Genomic DNA, 20,614 nt, shown 5'->3' on the forward strand with positions numbered 1-20,614 from the left:
CACCGAGCCGTTTTCCCTGGTCCGAGGCGGTGCTAATACTCATTGACTCGAGTCTTTCGGACGCGCGTCGCGGAGCCAGTTATGCAGTCTCACTAGAGGTAGACAGGCATCAACACAGCTAGGTTGGAGACAGGTAGCGAGAGCGCTGCGTACGGGGTGGCAGAACCGCGGAGGCCGGGGTACGATCCCTGGGTCTCACCAAGCGAGCAGTGAGATTAAACGGGGAGAAGTGATGCCGGTGGTGGACGCTGTGCTGCCTTGGAAACATGCGCCGACGTGCAGTTCTGTCAAATTGCAGTTTGATCCGGCCGGCCGGCTGATACACGAAAACCTCGCCATTTGGGCGGCGCAGGATCCGGGTCGCCCCGCCGTGTATTGGCGCGGTTCGACTTATAGCTATGCCGAGATCGATGCGATTGCGGAGGACACATACGGGGCCGTTTTGAATATGGGCCTGTCGCCGCGATCGGCCGTGGGCGTATGCATGGCCAGATCCCCGACGCTCATCGGAGTGCTCCACGGGATCCTCCGAGCCGGCTGTTTTTACGTCCCTCTAGATCCCGCCTATCCGCCGGACCGGATCGCCTATATGCTGACCGATTCGGGAGCGCAGGTGGTGTTCGAGGACGACGTGGCCGGCCGGCCACGGTTACGCTCCGCTACCGGCGAGGAGATGTTGGCCACCGCCGTCACGCAGCCGCTTCCGGCGAGAAACACCAGCGACACGGACCCGGCTTACGTCATTTACACCTCGGGGTCGACCGGACGGCCGAAGGGCGTCCTGATCGGGCACGGCTCGGCCCGCGCGCTCGCCGACTGGGCCGCCGGCACATTCGCCGCGGACCTGGACGGGGTCCTCGCGTCCACCTCGATCTGCTTCGACCTCTCGATCTTCGAGATCTTCGGGACGGTCGCCGGCGGTGGGCGGCTCGTTCTGGTCGACAACGTGCTCGGCCTCGTCTCATTGGACGAGGCCGCGGGCGTGCGGCTGGTCAATTCGGTTCCCTCGGCCGTACGAGAGGTGATCGACAGCGGCGCGCTGCCGCGGTCGGTGCGGACGGTCTGCCTCGCCGGCGAGCGGTTCCCGGCGACGCTGGCCGAGGCGCTGTGGCGGCTGCCCGAGGTGAACCGGGTCTGCAACCTCTACGGCCCGTCGGAGGACACCACCTACAGCACCTGGGCCGACCTGGTACCCGGGGCGCCGGGCGAACCGCCGATCGGCCACCCGCTGCCGGGCACCCGTGGCTATGTGCTCGACGACGACCTGCGGGCGGCTGCCGGCGGCGAACCGGGGGAACTGTATCTGTCCGGCGACGGCCTGGCGCTCGGTTATCTGGGCCGGCCGACCGCCACCGCGGCCGCATTCCTGCCCGACCCGTTCGCCGGCACCCCCGGGGCTCGCATGTACCGCACCGGCGACCGCGTCCGGCGCCGGGCGGATGACGCCCTCGAATACATCGGACGCTCCGACGACCAGGTGAAGGTGCGGGGCTTCCGGATCGAGCTAGGAGAGGTCAGCGCCGCGCTGCATCGCGTACCCGGCGTGCGGACGGCCTGCGCGACGGTGGTGACCGGCCCGTCCGGCGATCTCCGGCTCGCGGGCTATCTCGTCGCCGACCGGCCCGGCGCGACCGACGATGCCGCCGTGCTCGCCCACTTGCGTACGTTCCTTTCCGCCGCGATGGTGCCGACCCTGCTCGTCTGGTGCGACCGCCTGCCGGTGACACCGACCGGAAAAATCGACCGGGCTGCTCTGCCCTCACCGCAATATGTCGCTGAGGCGCCCGGGGAAGGTGACGATCCGGTCGAGGCCGAGGTCAGACGCGTGTGGCGGGAGTTGCTCTGCACCGTGCCCGCGCCCGACTCCGACTTCTTCGCCGACGGCGGCGACTCGCTCACCGCGCTACGGTTCGCGGCCCGGGTCGGCGCTGCCGTCGGCCGGTCCGTGCCGTACACGTTACTGCTGGAGCATCCGACCCTGGCCGCGGCCACGGCGTCGATCCGGTCGGCCCCGCCCGCGGCCGCTTCCGGCGAACCGGCGGACGGTGACCACGACGGCCCGCTCAGTCCCTCCCAGCGGCGGCTCTGGGTCCTGCAGGAGATGGATCCACAGGACACCGCGTACCTGATCAATGTGGTGGTTGAGGTCGACGGCGTCGGTACCGTGGCGGAACTGACCGGTGCGCTCGACCGGCTGGCCCGTCGGCACACCGCGCTACGGACGGCTTTTGTCACCGGCACCGCCGGCGAACTGGCCCAGCTGGTCGCCCCGGCCCCGGCCCGTCGGCCCCGGGTCGAGCAGGTCGGCCCCACCGACGACCTTGCCGAGCACGCCGCCGGGATCGCTGCCGCCGACTCGGCCCGGCCCATCCCGCTGGACCGGCCCGGCCCGTGGCGGGCCGGCATCCTGGCCCGGGGTGACGTGCCGGTCGCTCTGGTGCTGACCCTGCATCACATCATCTTCGACGGTTGGTCGCTCGCGATCCTCGTGAACGACCTCGGCCGACTGCTGTCCGGCGAGGACGGTGGCGAACTGCCTGGCGGGATCGCGGCGAGCGCGCGGCGCTGGACCGCCCGTGCGCGCACCGAGGCGGCGATCGCAGCGACCGAACGGCTCGCCTCCTCGGTGCGCGATGCCCCGGCCGTCCTCGACCTGCCGGCCGACCGGACGGACGGCGCGGCGCACGGCAACGCCGCCGTTCACTACCGCCGGACACTTGATCCCGAGCTGGCGACGGCGGTCCGAGCGGCCGGCCGGGCCCAGGGTGCGACCCTGTACATGGTGGGCCTCGCCGCCTTCGGCGTCGTGCTCGGTGGCTGGTGCGGCCGGGACGACCTGCTGATCGGCTCCGCCTTCTCCGGGCGCACCGACGTCGCCGAGGAGCCGCACGTCGGCTGCTTCGTCAACATGGTCCCGGTCCGGGTGCGGTTCGACCGGGCCGACCCCTGTTCGAAGCTGTTCGCCCAGGTCCGCGACAGCGCACTGTTCGCCACCCGCCACCAGGACGTGTCCTTCGAGCAGTTGGTCGAGCGGGTGCAGCCGGTCCGCGTGCCCGGCCGAAATCCGCTTTACCAGGTGGCGTTCGGCGTCCAGGCCGCCGCGCGTCCCGGCTTTGCCGAAGGCCGGATCCGGCTGCGCGGCCGTGAGTTGCCGGCCGCGAAGGCCCGGCTCGACCTGACCCTGTGGCTGGAGGTGGACGGCGACGCCATCGAGGCGGTCTGGACCGCCCCGGCCCGCCGGTTCCGCCCGGAGAGCATCGCCCACCTGCATCAACGTTTCGAGACGGTACTGCAATCCACCGCGCGTGATCCGGACCGGACCATCGCCGCGATCCAGGCCGCCGCCGCAACGCGGCAACCAATAGCACGGAGGAGAAGGAATGGCTGACACCGCCTCGGATCTGAAACCGGTGGCCCGCCGTGATCGACAGCGAGCGGCTGTCACCGTCAGCGAGCAATGGCTGGACGGCTCGCTCCCAGCCCTGGTGAGCTGCCGTAACCCGCTGCTGTCGCTGGCCGAGTGGTTGGCGGCGAACCGCGCGATGACCGACGAACTGGTCCGGTCGTCCGGTGCAGTGCTGTTCCGGGGCTTCGCGGTGCCCGACGCGGCGGCCTTCCACGAAGCGATCGGGGCCTTCTCCGGCGAGGTGCTGAGCTATGGCGAGCGTTCGTCCCCGCGCACCGAGGTGATCGGCGACCAAGTCTACACCTCGACCGAGCACCCGGCCGCGGAGAGCATCCTGCCGCACAACGAGCAGTCGTACACCTTGAACTGGCCCATGCGGATCTCGTTCTTCTGCGACATACCACCGACCACCGGCGGCCGCACTCCCCTGGTAGACAGCCGCAAGGTGCTGGCCCGGCTGCGCCCGGAGACGGTGGGCCGCTTCGCCGCCACGGGTGTGCGGTACACCCGCAACTACGTCGACGGCATCAGCCTGTCCTGGTCCGAGGCCTTTCAGACCGACGACCGCCGGGTCGTCGAGGAGCACTGTGTTCGCGAAGGGATCACCTACGAGTGGACGACGGACGGCGGGCTGCGCACCGCTCAGGTGCGGCCGGCGGTGCATCGTCACCCGATCACCGGTGAGAGAACATGGTTCAACCACGCGCACTTCTTCAACATCTTCTCGATGCCGTCCGGCGTCGGGCAGGACCTGTGGGACTCGCTCGGCGAGGACGGCATTCCATACCACACCTCCTACGGCGACGGATCGCCGATCGATCGGACGACTCTGGCCGAGCTGCACGAGGCGTATCTAGCCGAGACCCGCTCGTTCGACTGGCAGGCCGGCGACGTGCTCGTGGTGGAGAACATGCTGACCGCGCACGCCCGTGACCCATTCACCGGACCGCGGCGCATCCTCGCCGCGATGAGCGACTCCTACCGCTTCGTCGCGGGCAACGCATGACGACGAGCACCGGCCCGATGCGCCGGATGGCCCGCGTCACTAGTCCCGTCCGCCGGTCCACCCTCGCCGAGGATTTCGCGCTCGTCGTCGAGGCCACCTCCCCGGCACTTCAGCTGCCGAGCTGGATCGCCGACAACCACGCCGCCATCCGGGCCGACCTGCATCGCTTCGGCGCCGTGCTGTTCCGCGGCTTCGCGGTCGACGGACCGGCCGGCTTCGGATCGTCGGCCCGGGCGGTCAGCCCGGTGCTGCTGGACTACGTGGAGCGGGCAGCGCCCCGGCAGGAGGTCGCGCCGGGCGTGTTCACCTCCACCGAGATGGCCGCCGACCAGTGGATCCCGCTGCACCACGAGATGTCGTACGCCCACAACTGGCCGACCCTGCTCTATTTCTACTGCGACGTCGCGGCCACCAGGCTCGGCGCGACGCCACTGGCCAGCGAGCGCACCGTGCTGCCGCTGATCCCGGCCGAGGCCCGCGAGCGCTTCGTCCGACACGGCGTGCGCTACGTCCGTAACTACAGTCCGGAGCTCGACCTGCCCTGGCAGCAGGTGTTCCAGACGACCGACCGGGCCGAGGTCGAGGCGTACTGCCGCGAGTCCCGCACCGAGTTCGCCTGGATCGGCCGCGACGGGCTGCGCACCACCGCGGTGCGCCAGGCGACTGCGGTACACCCGGAGACCGGCGAGACGGTCTGGTTCAACCACTCGCACCTGTTTCATCTGACCAACCTGCCGTCCGATGTGGCGGCCGCGCTGGTCGGCGAGTACGGCCTGGCCGGGGTGCCCCGCAACGCCTACTACGGCGACGGTGCGGTCATCGAGGACGAGGTGGTGCGCATGATCGGCGACCTGTACCGCGACCACTCGGTCCGCTTCGACTGGCAGGCGAGCGATGTCCTGATAGTCGACAACTTCCTCGCCACGCACGGCCGGGAGCCCTTCGAGGGCGACCGCCGGGTGCTGGTAGCCATGTCGGATCTCTATGTGAATTCAGGGTTTTCGCGATGACGGAAGACAAATTCCGGCTCTCGCCGGGTCAGCGGCAGTGGCTCGCGTCCGGCCGGGCCGCCGGCCCCGGGCATCGCGCCCGATACCAGTTGCCGTCGGCGACCACGCTCACCGACGTGCGTCGGGTCCTCGACGAGCTGAGTGACCGGCACGAAGCCCTGCGCCTGCGCTTCACCGTCGGCCGGCACGAGCCCTTTCAGCAGGTGCCCGACGAGCACCGCCCGCCTGTGGGCACGGCCGAGCCGGCGGCCGACGAGGATTGGCTGCGGCACCCAGTCACCGCGGTCTTCACCCCGGGCCGGTTGACCGTTCTCGCCTCTCCGCTCGCGCTCGATCCGGAGAGCCTGCGGCTACTCGGGGCCGAGCTGCGTGATCGGCTCGGCGCCGACCGGCCGGACGACGACGAGGACGACGAGGACCGTCTCCAGTTCATCGACATATCAGAATGGGAGCTGGAGCAGCTTCCGGCGGCCGCACCGGACACGCGGGCGCCGGTTGTCCTGCCATCGGACGGCCCCGCCGGGAGCGCCGAGGCGTTCCTCGACCCCGTCCTGGTGGACCGCCTCCAGCAGCGGGCCGCCGATGACAAGACGACGACCGACGACCTGGTGCTGGCGGCGTGGATCCGGGTGCTCTCCCGCTACGCGGCCGACGCCGACACCACCCTGATATTCGGTCGTTATCACGCCGGGCGAAGCCTCGAGGGAACGCGCGGCGTCCTCGGCTCGCTCGGCCGCTACGAGGCGGTCACGATGACCGAGCCGGCCGGTATCGAGGTGGCGTCCCCGCTGGCCGAGCCCGCCCAGCTGGTCGCGACGTTCGCCGGTTCGGTCACCGGCGACGACGAGATCGAGGTGGATGGTCCGGCGAGCCTGGGCGCCCTGCACCTGGAGTGCGTGACCGGCGCCGGCACGATGACGCTGCGCGTGCGGGCCGATGCCGGCGAGTATGCCCCCTGGCTACGCGATTCCGTGGTCGGCACGCTCATCGCGTTGCTCGACGACGTGCCCGGCGTACCCTCTCTCGGCGCCGCCGAGGCCGCGGCACTGGCCGAGCTCGGCCACGGCCCGACCCAGACGCGGCCCTCGTCGACGACCATTCAGGATCTGCTCGAGCAGGGTGTCCGGGGCAGCGACCCGGCCCGTCCGGCGGTGATCGACGGCGATACGTCGCTGACCTTCGGCGAGCTCGACGCGAGTGCGTCCGACCTGGCCGGCGAACTCGCCGCGCGCGGCGTCGCGCCCGGCGACCGGGTGACCGTGCTGGTCGACCGCGGCTGGCGTACGGTCGTGGCGTTCCTCGCCGTCATGCGAGCGGGGGCGGTCTATGTTCCGGTCGACCCGGATCAGCCCGCCGCCCGCATCGCCGCGCTGGTCGCGCGGGTCGGTGCGGTCGCTGTCATCGGTGACGAGTCCTTCCCCGTCACCCGGGTGAGCGAGCCGTCCCGCCCGCGTCACCTTGTCGATCGCGCGCCCACCGACCCGGCGTACATCATTTTCACGTCGGGCTCCACCGGGGCCCCGCGACCGGTGCTGGTGAACTCCGGGGCAGTCGCCCGGCTGCATCGGGCGCTGGCGGCCACGGTCTATGCCGCGACGGACGGTCAGCTGCGGGTGAGCGTCAACGCGCCCGCGACCTTCGACGCGTCCGTAAAGCAGCTGATCCAGCTCGCCAGTGGGCACACCCTGTGCCCGGTGCCGGCCGGCGTCCGCGAGGACCCGCCCGGCATGCTGCGATTCCTGGCCGAGCACCGGATCGATGTACTCGACTGCACGCCGTCGCACGTTCGCCTCCTGCTCGAGGCACGCCAGCCGGGTGACGCCCTGCCCGGGCTCCTGCTGATCGGCGGTGAGGCCATCGACGAGGCGCTCTGGGCCGAGCTCGCCGGGCTGGACGGCGTTCGCGCGATCAACCTGTACGGCCCGACGGAATGCACCGTGGACAGCACGTTCGCGACCGTCCGGGCCGGCACCTCGCCGACGATCGGACGCCCGCTGCCCGGTGTCGGTTTCATCGTGGCCGACGCGGCCGGCCGACCGCTGCCGGTGGGCGCGCCGGGCGAGCTGCTAATCACCGGTGGCCAGCTCGCCGACGGCTACTTCGGGGACGAGGCGGCGACCGCCGCCCGGTTCATCACCGTGGCGGATTCCGGCGGCACCCCGGTTCGCGCCTATCGGACCGGCGACCGGGTGCGGCTGCGGCCCGACGGCCGGCTCGACTATCTCGGCCGCACCGACGACCAGATCAAGATCCGCGGTACGCGTATCGAGCCGGGCGAGATCACCGCGGCGCTGCGCAAGCACCCGTCGGTGCGGACCGCCGCGGTCATCACTCACGGCGACGGCGGTCGCCGCCGGCTCGTCGCATACGCGGTGCCGGCTGCCCGCGCGGTCGACCCGCACCGGCTGGCCGGGATCAACCCGCACGAGACCCAATACCTCTACGACGAGATCTTCACGCAGGAGACGTATCTGCGCGGCGGCGTCACGTTGCCGGCCGGGGCCGTGGTGTTCGACGTCGGCGCCAACATCGGCATGTTCTCGCTGTTCGTCGCCAGCCTGGTCGCCGACGCCCGGCTCTACGCCTTCGAGCCGGTCACCCCGGTCTTCGACGCGCTGCGGGTCAACCTGGCCCCGCTCGAGGGCAACGCGCGACTGTTCGCGCACGGCCTCTCGGGCACCGAGCGAGACACCACGTTCGCCTATTACCCCGGCTACTCGATGATGTCGGGCGAGCACGCGTACGCCGATCCTCAGGCCGAGAAGCGGGTAGTCCGGCGCTATCTGACCAATGCCCGAAACCAGTCCGGCCGGACGGCGGACGACGAGCTGCTGTCCAATCTGGACGACCTGCTGGCCGATCGTTTCGACCCGGCCGAGCAGCGGTGCCGGCTGCGGCGGCTGTCCCAGGTCATCGACGAGGAGGGCGTCGACCGCATCGACCTGTTGAAAATCGATGTGCAGCGGGCCGAGCTGGACGTGCTGCTCGGCCTCGACGAGCGGCACTGGCCCCTGATCCAGCAGATCGCCATGGAGGTGCACGAGGACCCCGACGGCCCCACCGCGGGCCGCGGGCGGCAGATCGCCGAGATGCTCGAGAAGCACGGGTTCACCGTCCTGCTCGAACAGGATGAGCTTCTGGTGGGCACGGACCGCTTCAACCTGCACGCGTTCCGCCCGGCCTATCGCTCGGCGACCGCGCCGGCGCCGGCCCCGGCGGCCGCCGCTTCTGGTCCGGAACTGCGCGACTGGCTGGCCGAGCAACTGCCCGCTTACCTCGTGCCAGACTCGATCGAGATCATCGATCGGCTGCCGCTGACCCGCAACGGCAAACTCGACCGGGCCGCGCTGCCGGACCCGGACACCGGGTCGGCCACCGACTACGCCCCGCCCACCCATCCGGCCGAGCAAATCCTGATCGAGATCTGGCAGGAGACGCTCGGTATCGCGCGGCTGGGCGTCGACGACAACGTGTTCCAGGTCGGCGCCGACTCCATCCGGGCCATCCGGGCGCGGGCGGCGGCCGCCCGGCGCGGCCTGGTCTTCCCGCTGCGCGACATCTTTCGCTACCAGACCGTGCGCGAGCTGGTGCGGGAAAGCGTGCGCGAGCGGCCGGCTCAGCCGGTCGCCGAGAACCCCGCGTTCGCGTTGCTGACCGGCGAGGATCGAAAGCTGGTTCCGGCCGGTGTGGTCGACGCCTACCCGATGACGGCGCTCCAGCAGGGCATGGTCTACCACTCGGCGCTGATCCCGGAGCGCCACAGCTATCACGTGGTGACCGGGCATCGGGTCGCGGCGCCGTTCGACGCGGCCGCGTTGCGGGTGGCAGTCGACGGTCTCGCCGCTGCTCACCCCGCCATCCGGACGGTCTTCGACCTCGCGACGTTCTCCGAACCGATGCAGCTCGTCCGGGAGTCGGTGACCGTGGAGACTGCCGACGAGGACATCAGCGACTTGGCCCCGGACCAGCGCGAGCAACGCGCTGCCGCGGCCTTCGACGAGGAGCGCAGCCGTCCGTTCGATGTCACCGCCGACGTTCCGCTGCGGTTCCGCGCGGTGCGCCTGTCCGGCGACGAGTTCGAGCTGATCGTGGCCCACCACCACGCCGCCATGGACGGCTGGAGCCTCCACCTGATGCTGGCCGAACTGCTGAGGCGCTACGCCGCCGCCCGGACCGGGGCGACCCCGCCGGTCGCCGGGCCAGCCCTGTCGCCCCGGCGGCTCGTCGAACTGGAACGCCAGACCCGGCAGGAGCCGAGCGCGGTCCAGGCCTGGCGGGCGTTGCTGGCCGGGGTGAGCGGCGTGGCGCCGGTCGGCAGCCGGCCGCCGCACATGACCGCACAACTCAACCGCCGGGTCGACGCCGGGCTCACCGCCGACCTGCGGGCGTTCGCGGCGCGGCACGAGGTCCCGCTCAAGGCGGTCCTGCTGGCCGCGCACGCTCGCGCGCTCGGCGCCGAGGGCGGGTCGTCCGAGGTGGTCACCGGCCTGGTCGTTGGGCAGCGGCCCGGCGAGGAGAGCGCGGACCTCGCGCTCGGGCTGTTCATCACCACCCTTCCGGTGCGGCTGCCGGTCGCCGGGGTGACACCGGCCGAGCTGGCCGCCGAGGCGTGGCGCTCGGAGCGGGATCTGATGGGTCGCCACCTGGTGCCGCTGGCCGACATCGAGGCCGCCACCGGTGGCGGGCGGCTGTTCGATGTGTTCTTCAACTTCACCGACTTCTCGTCGGTGCGGACGGGCACCGAGGACGGTTCGCGCGTGGTCGCCACGCGCGAGGCGACTGTCGACGTGGCCTTCGCTCTGGCCGTGGACGTGTCGATCGACACCGAGCCGGGGCTCAACCTGACGCTGCAGTTCGACGCGGAGATCTGGCCACCCGACCGTGCGGCCGGCTTCGCCGAGCGGTATCACGAGACGCTGGCCCGGTTCGCGGCCGAGCCGGAGACCAGGTTGCCCGAAACGGCAGTCGCGGCCTTCCCGACGCCGGCCGAGCCGGAGCCGGACGTCGAGCACGCAACAGCGTTGGCGATCGACCAGGTCCTGGCCCGGGTGTGGGCCGAGGTGCTCGGCCGGGAACCCCGGGGCGACGTGTCCTTCTTCGACGACGGCGGCGATTCGCTGCTCGCCCTACGTCTCACCACCCGCCTGAGTCAGCGGCTCGGAGCGCCGATCAGCCTCGCCGACTTCGTCCGCGACTCCCGGCCGGCGCGGCTCTCCGCGCTCATCGAGGAGCGGCTCACGTCCGACCCGGAGAGCTACTCGGTCACCGCCGACGGGGACCGGGTCCTGATGGTGGAGACCGAAGCCGGCTGGACGCTGCCGCCGCATGCCCGGCACGAGGCGGGTTGCGTGGTCAGCGATCTGCAGGAGCGTCACGGACTGCCGGTGGTCGTCGAGGCGCGGGCGTGGGAGCTGGGTGACTGGGCGACGCCGTACGGCTATCTGGCCGCACCGGCCGGTGACGGACCGGCTCCGGACCCGGCCGGCGCCCGGTGGATCCCGGCAGCCGAGCTCGGCGCGCTGCCCCTGGCCGTGCCGGTGCACCGGCGTGCACTGGACGACTGGTCGGCTAGCCGGCAACCCGGTGGCCCCGAGTTGCGCAGCGGCCAGTGGGGCAAGCCGCAGTGGCGGGCTGAGATGGCCGAGTGGCTCCACCAGGTCGCGACCGGCGCGGGCCGGCGGCCGACCGGGCCGGTCGAGCAGTTCATCGTCTCGCCGTACTCGTACACCGCTCGCATGGCGACTGACGGCGGCACGATCTGGTTCAAGGCTGCCCCGGCCCCGTTCCGGCACGAACCGGCGCTGGTCGACCTGCTGCACCGCACGTTCCCGGGCCGGGTGCCGAGGGTCCTCGCCATCGATGCCGCCCGGGGCTTCCTGGCCACCGAGGACATCGGCGCCTACCGGGAGATCGGCAGCGAACTGACCGAGCTGGACCTCTACTCCACCGTGGCCTCGGCTTACGCCGGCATGCAGCGCGACCTGACGGACACCGGCGCTGACGTGCTCGCGCTGGGGGTGCCCGACCGCAGGCTCGGCGTCCTGCCGGAGCTGCTGGCCCGCCTGGCCGAGGACAACCGGGTGCTCAGCCCCGACGACCCGAGCGCGCTGACCCCGGACGAACGGCGCCGGCTGGTCGCCTGTGTGCCGTGGTTCGCCGACCGGTGTGCCCAGCTGGCCGAGTTCGGCCTGCCGGACGTGGTCCAGAACACCGACTTCTGGCGCGACTGCATCGCGGTCACCGACAGCGGTTTCGTTCTATTCGACTGGGCGGAGAGCGTGTACGGCAACCCGCTCAGCTCGCTGACCACGGTGCGCCGGGACTACGCCCTGGAGGGGCGGGCCGATCGGGCCGAGATCGAGGCCCGGCTGATCGAGGCGTACCTCACGGGGTGGGGCGGCGACGACGCGGTCCGCCGTCTGACGGCGGCCGTCGATCTGGCCAAGCCGACCGGCTTCCTGATGCGCGCGCTGTCTTGGCGCGCCTGCATGGACGGCATGACCGACCTCGACCGATACCCCGGCACCCGTGGTGTGGTCGCGCGCAACATGCGCGAGCTGCTGGCCCTAGTCGACGCGTGACCGCCATCTCCGGAGGAGCACTCATGAGCACCGACACCATCCTGACCGGTCCGATACGGCGTCGGGCGCGGCCGTCACTGCGGCGGTTGCCACTGTCGCTGTCCCAGGAACAGATCTGGCTCGCCGACCGGATGCAGGCGGGCACGTCGCTCTATCACATCCCAATGCTGTTCCGGCTGGCCGGCGGGGTCGATGTCGACGCGCTGGAGACCAGCGTGCGGCACATCGTTCGCCGGCACGATCCGCTGCGGGCGAGCTTCCCCGAGAAGAACGGCATCCCGGTCCAGGTGATCCGGCCGGAGGTCCCGGACGATCTGGTGGAGCGGCACTCGTTGGCGGCCCTGGACGGCCCGGGGCGGGAGGCGGCGCTGGCCGCCCTGATCGACCGGGTCACCGAGGCTCCCTTCGACCTGACCGCCGGGCCGCTCGTGCGGGCGGCCATCGTCGAGGTCGCCCCCGACGATCACGTATTGCTGGTGGTCTGCCATCACTTGGTGTTCGACGGCGGTTCCCGCGGGGTGCTGCTCGACGAGCTGAACACCGCGTACACGGCGTACGCGGCCGGTGACTCGCCGGCCCTGGCCCCGCTGCCGGTGGACTACGCGGCGTTCGTGGAGCGGCAGCGGTCGGCCGACGTCTCCGGACAGCTGGCCTACTGGCAGGCCGAGCTGGCCGACCAGCCCGCCCGGCTGCAACTGCCGACCACGCACCCGCGTCCGAGCGTGCAGTCCTACCGCGGCGCCGTTCTCACGGCCGATGTGGACGCCAGCCTGATCGACCGACTGGTGGAGTTCTCCGCGGCGGCCGGCACGTCCTTACCGGCGGTTCTGCTGGCCGGCTATGCCGTCGTGCTGGCCCGGCACAGTGGGCAGACCGATTTCGCGGTGAGCGTGCCCCTCCTCGGCCGGCCCGAGGCCGCGTACGACGCGCTCATCGGCTGCTTCATCAACACGATCCCGGTGCGGATCGACGCGACCGGTGCCCTAACCTTCCGGCAGCTCGTCCAGCAGGTCTCGGAACGACTGGCCGGCGGGCTGGAGCACGGTGACGTGCCGTTCAACCAGATCGTCCAGGCGATCCGCCCCGAGCGGGATCCGAGCTTCGCACCGCTGGCGCAGGTGTCCTTCGGCATGCTCAACGACGATGTGCTGGGCGTGCCCCGGCTGGCCGACCACCCGATGGACGCGTTCGACCATGAGCGGACCTCGGCGAAGTTCGAGTTCAGCCTCGACGTGGTGCAGAGCGCCGGAGGGGTCCGGGTCGAGGCGGAATACTGCACCGACCTGTTCGACGAGGCCACCGCCGCCCGGCTCGTCGGCCACTGGACCCAGGTGCTCGGCTCCGCGATGGCCGCACCCGACCGGCGCATCGACGAGCTGGGCCTGCTGACCCCGGGCGAACGGGCCACGATGCTCGTCGACTGGAACGACACCGGGACACCGCCGATCCCGGAGGTGCGCCTGCACGACCTGTTCGAGGCACAGGTGCGGGCCACCCCGGACGCCGTCGCGGTGGTGGCCGGCGACGACCGGCTGACCTATACCGAGTTGGACCGGCGGGCCAACCAGCTGGCCCACGCGCTGCAGGCCCGCGGCGTCGGGACCGAGACCAGCGTCGGCGTGTTCATGAGCCGCACGGCGGCCACGATCGTGGCGTTCCTCGGCGTGCTCAAGAGCGGCGGCGTGTACGTGCCGCTCGACCCCGGCTATCCGCCCGACCGGGTCGCCTTCATGCTCGCCGACTCCCGAGTCGACGTGCTCGTCGTGGACGCGTCGGTGGCGAAGCTGACGCCACCGGGGGTGACCAGCCAGCTGTGCGTCGACCGGGACGCGGCGGAGATTGCCCGGCACCCGGACACCGCGCCGCTCAGCCGCACCACCCCGGCCAATCTCTCATGCATGTTCTACACCTCGGGATCCAGCGGAACGCCCAAGTGCGCGATGCTGACCCATGCCAACTACGTGCACTACGTGACGTTCTGGCAACGGCGCTACCTCGACGACACGCCGATGCGGGTGCATCTGCAGATGACTAGCCACGCGTTCGACATCTTCATCGCCGACACCACCCGCGCTCTGTTCACCGGGGCCACGCTGGTGGTCTGCCCGCATGAGGTGGTGATGGCCCCGGACCAGCTGTACGGGCTGATGCAGCGCGAACGGGTGAACAGCGCCGAGTTCATCACGCCGATCCTGGCCGCCCTAGTCGACCACGTGGAGTCGGTCGGGGGCCGGCTGGACTCCCTGGACCTGCTGATCGCCGGCAGCGACATCTGGTACGCCGGCGACTACCTCCGCGCCCGGGCGCTGTGCCGCCCGGACACCCGGATCATCGCCGCCTACGGGCTGAGCGAGACCTCGATCGACAACACGACGTTGGACGGCGTCGAGGTCGGCGACGATCTGACCGGCATCGTGCCGATCGGACGGCCGGCCGACCGCACCCAGATCTACCTGCTCAACGACCGCCTCGAGCCGGTTCCGGTGGGCGTGGTCGGCGAGCTGTACGTGGCCGGCTCCGCGGTCGGCCGCGGGTACTACCGACGCACCGACCTGACTGCCGACCGGCTGGTACCGAACCCGTTCGGCGACCGGCCCGGTGACCGTCTCTACCGCTCCGGCGACCTGGCCTGTTATCGTCCGGACGGCGTCCTGGAGGTGATCGGCCGGGCCGACAACCAGGTCAAGGTCAACGGGTACCGCATCGAGCTGGGTGAGATCGAGTCCGCGTTGCGCACCCATCCGGCGATCGACCAGGCGGTGATCCTCGTTCACCACGGGCCGGCCGGGCACGCCCGCCTCGTCGGATATGCCACGCTGCGGGCCGGTGAGCGCGCTACCGATGCGACGCTGCGTGAGCACCTGCGGCAGACGCTGCCGGCGTACATGATTCCTGCGCTGGTAGTGATCCTCGATGAGTTCCCGCTCAACGCCAACGGCAAGCTGAACCGGCGCGCGTTGCCGGAGCCGGTCGAGCGGGCGGGCGTCGTGCAACGGCGTCCGCTGTCCTCAACCGAGGAGATGGTCGTCGCCATCTGGCACGACGTGCTGGCCATGGCCGAGATCGGCCCGGAGGACAACTTCTTCGCGCTGGGCGGCAGTTCGCTGCTGATGACCCAGATCGTCGCCCGGATCCGGCACGCGCTCGGCGTGGAGCTGCCGATTCGCGCGTTGTACCAGGCGCCGACGGTAGCGGCGTTGAGCGCCGAGATCGAGCGCGCCCGGCGCGAGAGGGACAGCCTGCCGGCCGCGCCCGCCGTCACCGCGGGACCGAGGCAGTGGGAGGCCACCCACCCGTTGTCCTATCCGCAGCAGCAGCTGGCGTTCCACGAGCAGGTCGACCCGGGGACCGCCACCTATCTGGTGCCGACCGTGCTGCGGTTGCGGGGCCGGTTGTCGATTCCGGCCCTGCAGGCCGCCTGGGACACCGTGCGCAGCCGCCACGACGTGCTGCGCACGACGCTGGTGCAAGTCAACGGTGAGGTTCGGCAGCGGGTGAGCGCGCCGGCCACGCAACCCGTGACCGTGCTGGACCTGCGAGGACGCTCCGACGCCGAGCGCGCCGCGGCAGACTATGTCGAGGCGGACGCGCACCGCCCGTTCGATCTCTGGCGCGAGCAGCCGGTCCGGTCCGCCGTGGTCACCCTCGCCGACGACGAGCACCTCCTGCTGGTCACCATCCATCACATCGCCACCGACGGCTGGTCGGAGCACGTGTTGTTGCAGGAGTTCTCGGCGGTCTACGCCGCCCGGCTGGCCGACGAGGAGGCCGACCTCCCGGCGTTGCCCGTGCAGTACGCCGACTTCGCGGTCTGGCAGCGTGATCTGGTCCGCAGCGAGCTGGGCGAGGCGCTGGCCGCCTATTGGGTGCAGCGGCTGGCCGACGCCCCGGGCGCCGCCGACCTGCCGACCGACCGGCCGTTCGGCGCGCGGACCAGCCATGCCGGTGGTTATCTGCCGGTGGCCGTGCCGGACGAGCTGGTCACCGGTCTGACCGAGCTGGGCCGGGAACACGCCGCGACGAAGTTCATGACGCTGTTCGCCACCTACGGCGCCGTCATGCGCCACTACACAGGTCAGGCCGACCTGGTGATCGGGGTGCCAAGCGCCAACCGCACCCGGGTCGAGGTGGAGCGGCTCATCGGCTTCTTCGTCAACATGTTGCCGGTGCGCGTCCGCATCGACGCCGGCACGACGTTCCGTGAGCTGCTCGATCAGGTCCGGGACACCGCCGTCGATGCGTACGCCCACCAGGATCTGCCGTTCGAGCAGATCGTCGAGAAGCTCGCACCGGCCCGACACCGCCTGCAGAACCCGGTGTTTCAGATGTGCTTCGCCCTGGACGAGCCGGCGCGGGCCGCGGCCGTGCTGCCGGGCCTGGCCGTCGCCGCGGAGCCGGGCCACCTCACCACGGCGAAGTTCGACCTGGACCTGTCGCTCGAGGAGACGGCGGCCGGGGTCGCCGGTGGCCTCTCCTACCGCCGGGATCTGTTCGACGAGGACACCGTCCGCGCCATCACCGACGACTGGCTGGCCCTGGCCGCCGCCCTGCTGGCCGAACCCGACCGCCCGATCGTGGAACACGTGCTGCGCTCGGCGGCGGCGCTCGACACCACCGACCCGGAGACGTCGATCCGCGACGGCGAGCGGCCGGTTCCGGCCGGCGCCGTCGGCACGGTGCACCGGCGCCGGCCGGACGGATCGCTGGCCGCCACCGGTCAGCTCGGCCGCCGCCGCCGTGACGGCCGATGGGATCTGGTGGGCACCTCCGAGGAGGAACTGTGGATCGATGGCAGCCGGGTCGACGTCGAGCTGGTGCGCCGCGAGCTGGCGGCCGCGCCACAGGTCAAGGCCTCGACGGTCGTGGTGGCGGGCGGCGAGCTGATCGCAGAGGTGCGGCTCGGACCGGCAACCGGCCGGGACGGTCTCGACGAATACCTGCGTAGCCGACTACCGCACCACCAGCGGCCGCGGCTGATCGTGGAGTTCGACACGCCCGCCGCCGAGCTCGACGACCCGGTCGCCGAGCTGATCACCGCGCTGTTCGGCGAGGTGCTCGACCGGCCAGCGCCGCACCCGGACGAGAGCTTCTTCGAAGCCGGTGGCTATTCCGTGCTGGCCATGCAGTTCGCCGCGCTGCTGACCGAACTGATCGGGCAGCGGGTGCCGGTGCGGCTGCTGTTCGACCACCCGACGGCCCGTTCTCTCGCGGCCGCGCTGGAGCCACAGCTGTCGTTGGACGCGCGTGACCGTCTCGCCCGGGCGTTCGCCGAAGTGGACGTGCCGCATGACGACCAGTGACGAGCTCGCGCCGGCCGGATCGCTCGTCCCGACCGCACTGCCGTATGACCTCGTCCCGAACACCACGGCCGGGCGGATCGCGCGGATGCGGCTGACGCTGTCGGCCGATGTAGCGCGGGTGACCGAGGCGGTCGGCGGCCACCTTAGCCGCTGGGTGCGGGCCGAGTCGGCGACGATCGGCGTGGTGGACCACGGCCAGGAACCGGCGCTGGTCAAGGTGGAGGTGACGCCGGGCCGTGCCTCCGTCGTGCAGCGGGCTCCCGCGGCACCCGGCGACCTGCGGGGTGGCGTGGTCATCGACGGCACCGGAGGGCACACCGCGAGCCTGCTCGCCGAGGCGCGCTCGACAGTCGTTCTGAGCCGGGCCGGCGACGGCTGGGAGCTGGTGCACTGCACTGACTGGCACGGTGAACGCACGATGGCGTCCTGGGCCAGGTCGCTGGAACAGGGCGGGGTAGAGCCGGCCGGCCCGCTCACCGACGAGCTGATCGCGCTCGGCACCGGCGGACCGGCCGCACCCAATCCGCCGCATGTGCTGGCCCGCATCGAGGACTGGGTCCGTCGCACCCCAGACGCCCCTGCCGTGCGGCACCTCGGCCGCACATACCGGTACGCCGAGGTATGGTCCGCCGCTCACGCTCTGGCCCGGAGCCTGCGGGTGGCCGGGGTCAGCGCCGGGGAAAGCGTCCTCATCGCCACCGGCCGCTCGCCGGATGGCGTGGTGGCGATGCTCGGCTCGCTTCTGGCCGGCGCCGTGAACGTGCCGGTCGATCCGCAATGGCCGATGGAGCGGCTGCGCCGGGTGATCGAGGCGACGGGGGCCGCCGTCTTCGTCCACGCAGAGAAGATGGCGACCGACCTGTTGCTCGCGGCCGGTCTGACCGACGTTCCGACCGACCTGGAGGGCGGGATCGACGCCGGGATCGGCACCGGCCCGGTGACGTCGGGTCTCGACGCGTCGGCGTACGTGATCTTCACATCGGGCACCACCGGTGTCCCGAAGGGCGTCGAGGTCTCGCACCGGGCCCTGGCCCACCTGTGCGAGACGACGACCGAGCTCTATCAGCTGCAGCCGGGTGACACCGTGCTCGCGCTGGCGCCCCTGTACTTCGACGTGTCCGTGCTCGAGACCTTCGTCACGCTCGGCGCCGGCGCGAGCATGTGTGTCGCCACCGACGACGACCGGCTCGATCCCTATCTGCTGACCGAGCTGCTGCGGGCCGAAGAGGTCACCGTGGCCGACCTTCCGCCGTCGCTGATGCCGTTTCTTGATCCGGCTGAGCTGCCCGGGCTGCGACTGGTCACCGCCGGCGGTGAGGCGTTCAACGGCCGCCAGGTCGAGGGCTGGGCGACCGGGCGGCGTCGCTTCCTCAACTGCTACGGGCCGACCGAGGCGACGGTCCAGGTGTCGGTCATGGACTGCGCTCCGGGCTGGCCGCGGACCCCGCCGCTGGGCCGGCCACTGCCCGGGTTCGAGTTCTTCGTGGTCGACGACGATCTCCGGGCGGTGCCGCGCGGAGCGGTGGGCGAACTGCTCATCAGCGGGCCGGGCCTGGCCGAGGGCTATCTGAACGATCCGGATCAGACGGCCCAGCGGTTCGTCCCGGCCGGGCCGCTCGGCCGGCGGGTCTATCGCACCGGGGATCTGGTCCGCTGGCGCGACGACGACAATCTGGAATTCCACGGGCGCAACGATCGGCAGGCCAAGATCAACGGTCATCGTATCGAGCTCGCCGAGATCGAGTCGGCGCTCCTCGGCCGGCTCGACGCCCGGGCCGCCGCGGCGGAGATCATCCACAGCGGCGGCCGCGACCGGTTGGTGGGTTTCGTGGTCGGCCCGCGCGAGCCGCTGGCCGGCGCGCTCCGGCTCCTGGCCGAGGTGCTCCCCCGGTACGCCACGCCGGAACTGCTGGTGCCGCTGGACGCTCTGCCGGTCACCGCCACCGGCAAGGTCGACCGAGCCCGGCTGATCGCCGCCTACGAACGATCCCGGGGCACGACATCGAGAGCGATGAACGGAGATTCCCTCCATGAGTGAGACCGATTCGGCGACGGTGCGGCAGGTGGTCGGGGTCGGCTTCGGCCCGGCGAACCTGGCTCTGGCCATCGCGGCCGGCGAAGTGGCAGGGCCGGATGGTCGCACCCTGCTCGACGAATGCGTGTTCCTGGAGCGGCAGCCCTCGTTCGGATGGCACCGGGGCATGCTGCTCGATGGCGCCACCATGCAGGTGTCGTTCCTGAAAGACCTCGCCACCTTACGCAGCCCGAGCAGCCGCTACACGTTCACGTCCTACCTGCACGATGTCGGCCGGCTGACCGACTTCATCAACAGCAAGACGCTGTATCCCTACCGGACCGACTTCCACACCTACCTGGAGTGGGCCGCCGACCGGCTGCCGGCCGACGTCCGGTACGGCACGGAGGTCGTATCGGTCACGCCGGAGCGGACCGATGACGTCGTCCGCGAGCTGCTCGTGCGGACCGGCGACGGCCGGACGTTCCGCACCCGCAACCTGGTTATCGGCACCGGCATGACGCCCTGCTTCCCGGATGGCGTGCAGCGCGGCCCGCGGGTGTGGCACAGTGCCGAGCTGCTGACCCGGCTCGCCGCACCAGCGCCAACCAGGCCGCGCACGTTCGCCGTGGTGGGGGCGGGCCAGAGCGCGGCCGAGGTGGTGGAGCACCTGCACGCGACCCATCCGGAGGCCGACGTGCATGCGATCTTCGGTCGCTTCGGCTACAGCATGTCCGACGACAGCCCGTTCGCCAATCAAATCTTCGACCCGGACTCCGTTGACGAGTTCTACCACGCTCCGGGCGAGGTCCGGGACGCCCTGATGGGCTATCACGCGAACACCAACTATTCCGTTGTCGACCTCGATTTGATCCGTTCCCTGCACGGCACCGCCTATCGGGAGCACATCGCCGGTCGCCGCCGGCTGCACTTCCACCACGCCTCGCGCATCACCCGCCAGACCGTCACCGGTGAGGGCGTGCATCTCGATGTCGAGTTCCTGCCCACCGGGACCATCCGGCAGATCGATGCCGACGCGATCGTCTACGCCACCGGCTACCGACCGTCCGACCCGCGGCAGCTGCTCGGCGATCTGGCCGACGAATGCAAGACCGATGACCGGGGCCGTCTCGCGCTGGCCCGGGACTACCGCGTGATTACCTCGGACGGCGTCCGCTGCGGAATCTACGTGCACGGTGCGGCCGCGGAGCGCACCCACGGACTCTCCGCCGGGCTGCTGTCCAACGTCGCGGTCCGGGCCGGCGAGATCCTCGCCGCGATCCGTTCGCTCTGATCG

The 20,614-nt window shown here is 71.2% G+C and carries 7 protein-coding genes; all 7 read left to right on the plus strand.

The window, feature by feature from the left end:
- Window positions 1-232: 232 nt before the first annotated feature.
- The 7 genes from BLW47_RS07285 to BLW47_RS07315 are packed head-to-tail and all read left to right on the plus strand — an operon-like array spanning window position 233 to window position 20,611.
- Window positions 233-3,388, plus strand: a complete 3,156-nt coding sequence (locus BLW47_RS07285) for a non-ribosomal peptide synthetase (RefSeq protein ID WP_091553270.1) — start codon at window positions 233-235, stop codon at window positions 3,386-3,388.
- On the plus strand, window positions 3,381-4,412 hold the full coding sequence (locus tag BLW47_RS07290) for a TauD/TfdA family dioxygenase (RefSeq protein ID WP_091553273.1): 1,032 nt from the start codon (window positions 3,381-3,383) through the stop codon (window positions 4,410-4,412). The genes BLW47_RS07285 and BLW47_RS07290 overlap by 8 nt, the downstream gene beginning before the upstream one ends.
- On the plus strand, window positions 4,409-5,422 hold the full coding sequence (locus tag BLW47_RS07295; protein ID WP_091553277.1) for a TauD/TfdA family dioxygenase: 1,014 nt from the start codon (window positions 4,409-4,411) through the stop codon (window positions 5,420-5,422). Before BLW47_RS07290 ends, BLW47_RS07295 begins: the two co-directional genes overlap by 4 nt.
- Window positions 5,419-12,003, plus strand: a complete 6,585-nt coding sequence (locus BLW47_RS07300) for a non-ribosomal peptide synthetase (protein ID WP_091553281.1) — start codon at window positions 5,419-5,421, stop codon at window positions 12,001-12,003. Before BLW47_RS07295 ends, BLW47_RS07300 begins: the two co-directional genes overlap by 4 nt.
- A gap of 23 nt (window positions 12,004-12,026) precedes the next feature.
- On the plus strand, window positions 12,027-17,303 hold the full coding sequence (locus tag BLW47_RS07305) for a non-ribosomal peptide synthetase (RefSeq protein WP_091553284.1): 5,277 nt from the start codon (window positions 12,027-12,029) through the stop codon (window positions 17,301-17,303).
- On the plus strand, window positions 17,290-19,341 hold the full coding sequence (locus BLW47_RS07310; RefSeq protein WP_091553287.1) for an amino acid adenylation domain-containing protein: 2,052 nt from the start codon (window positions 17,290-17,292) through the stop codon (window positions 19,339-19,341). Before BLW47_RS07305 ends, BLW47_RS07310 begins: the two co-directional genes overlap by 14 nt.
- Entirely contained in the window at window positions 19,334-20,611 is a 1,278-nt protein-coding gene (locus BLW47_RS07315) for a lysine N(6)-hydroxylase/L-ornithine N(5)-oxygenase family protein (RefSeq protein WP_091553290.1), read from the plus strand. Before BLW47_RS07310 ends, BLW47_RS07315 begins: the two co-directional genes overlap by 8 nt.
- The last annotated feature ends 3 nt before the right edge of the window (window positions 20,612-20,614 follow it).

This window comes from Micromonospora pattaloongensis (assembly GCF_900107255.1).
Lineage (GTDB): Bacteria > Actinomycetota > Actinomycetes > Mycobacteriales > Micromonosporaceae > Micromonospora_I > Micromonospora_I pattaloongensis.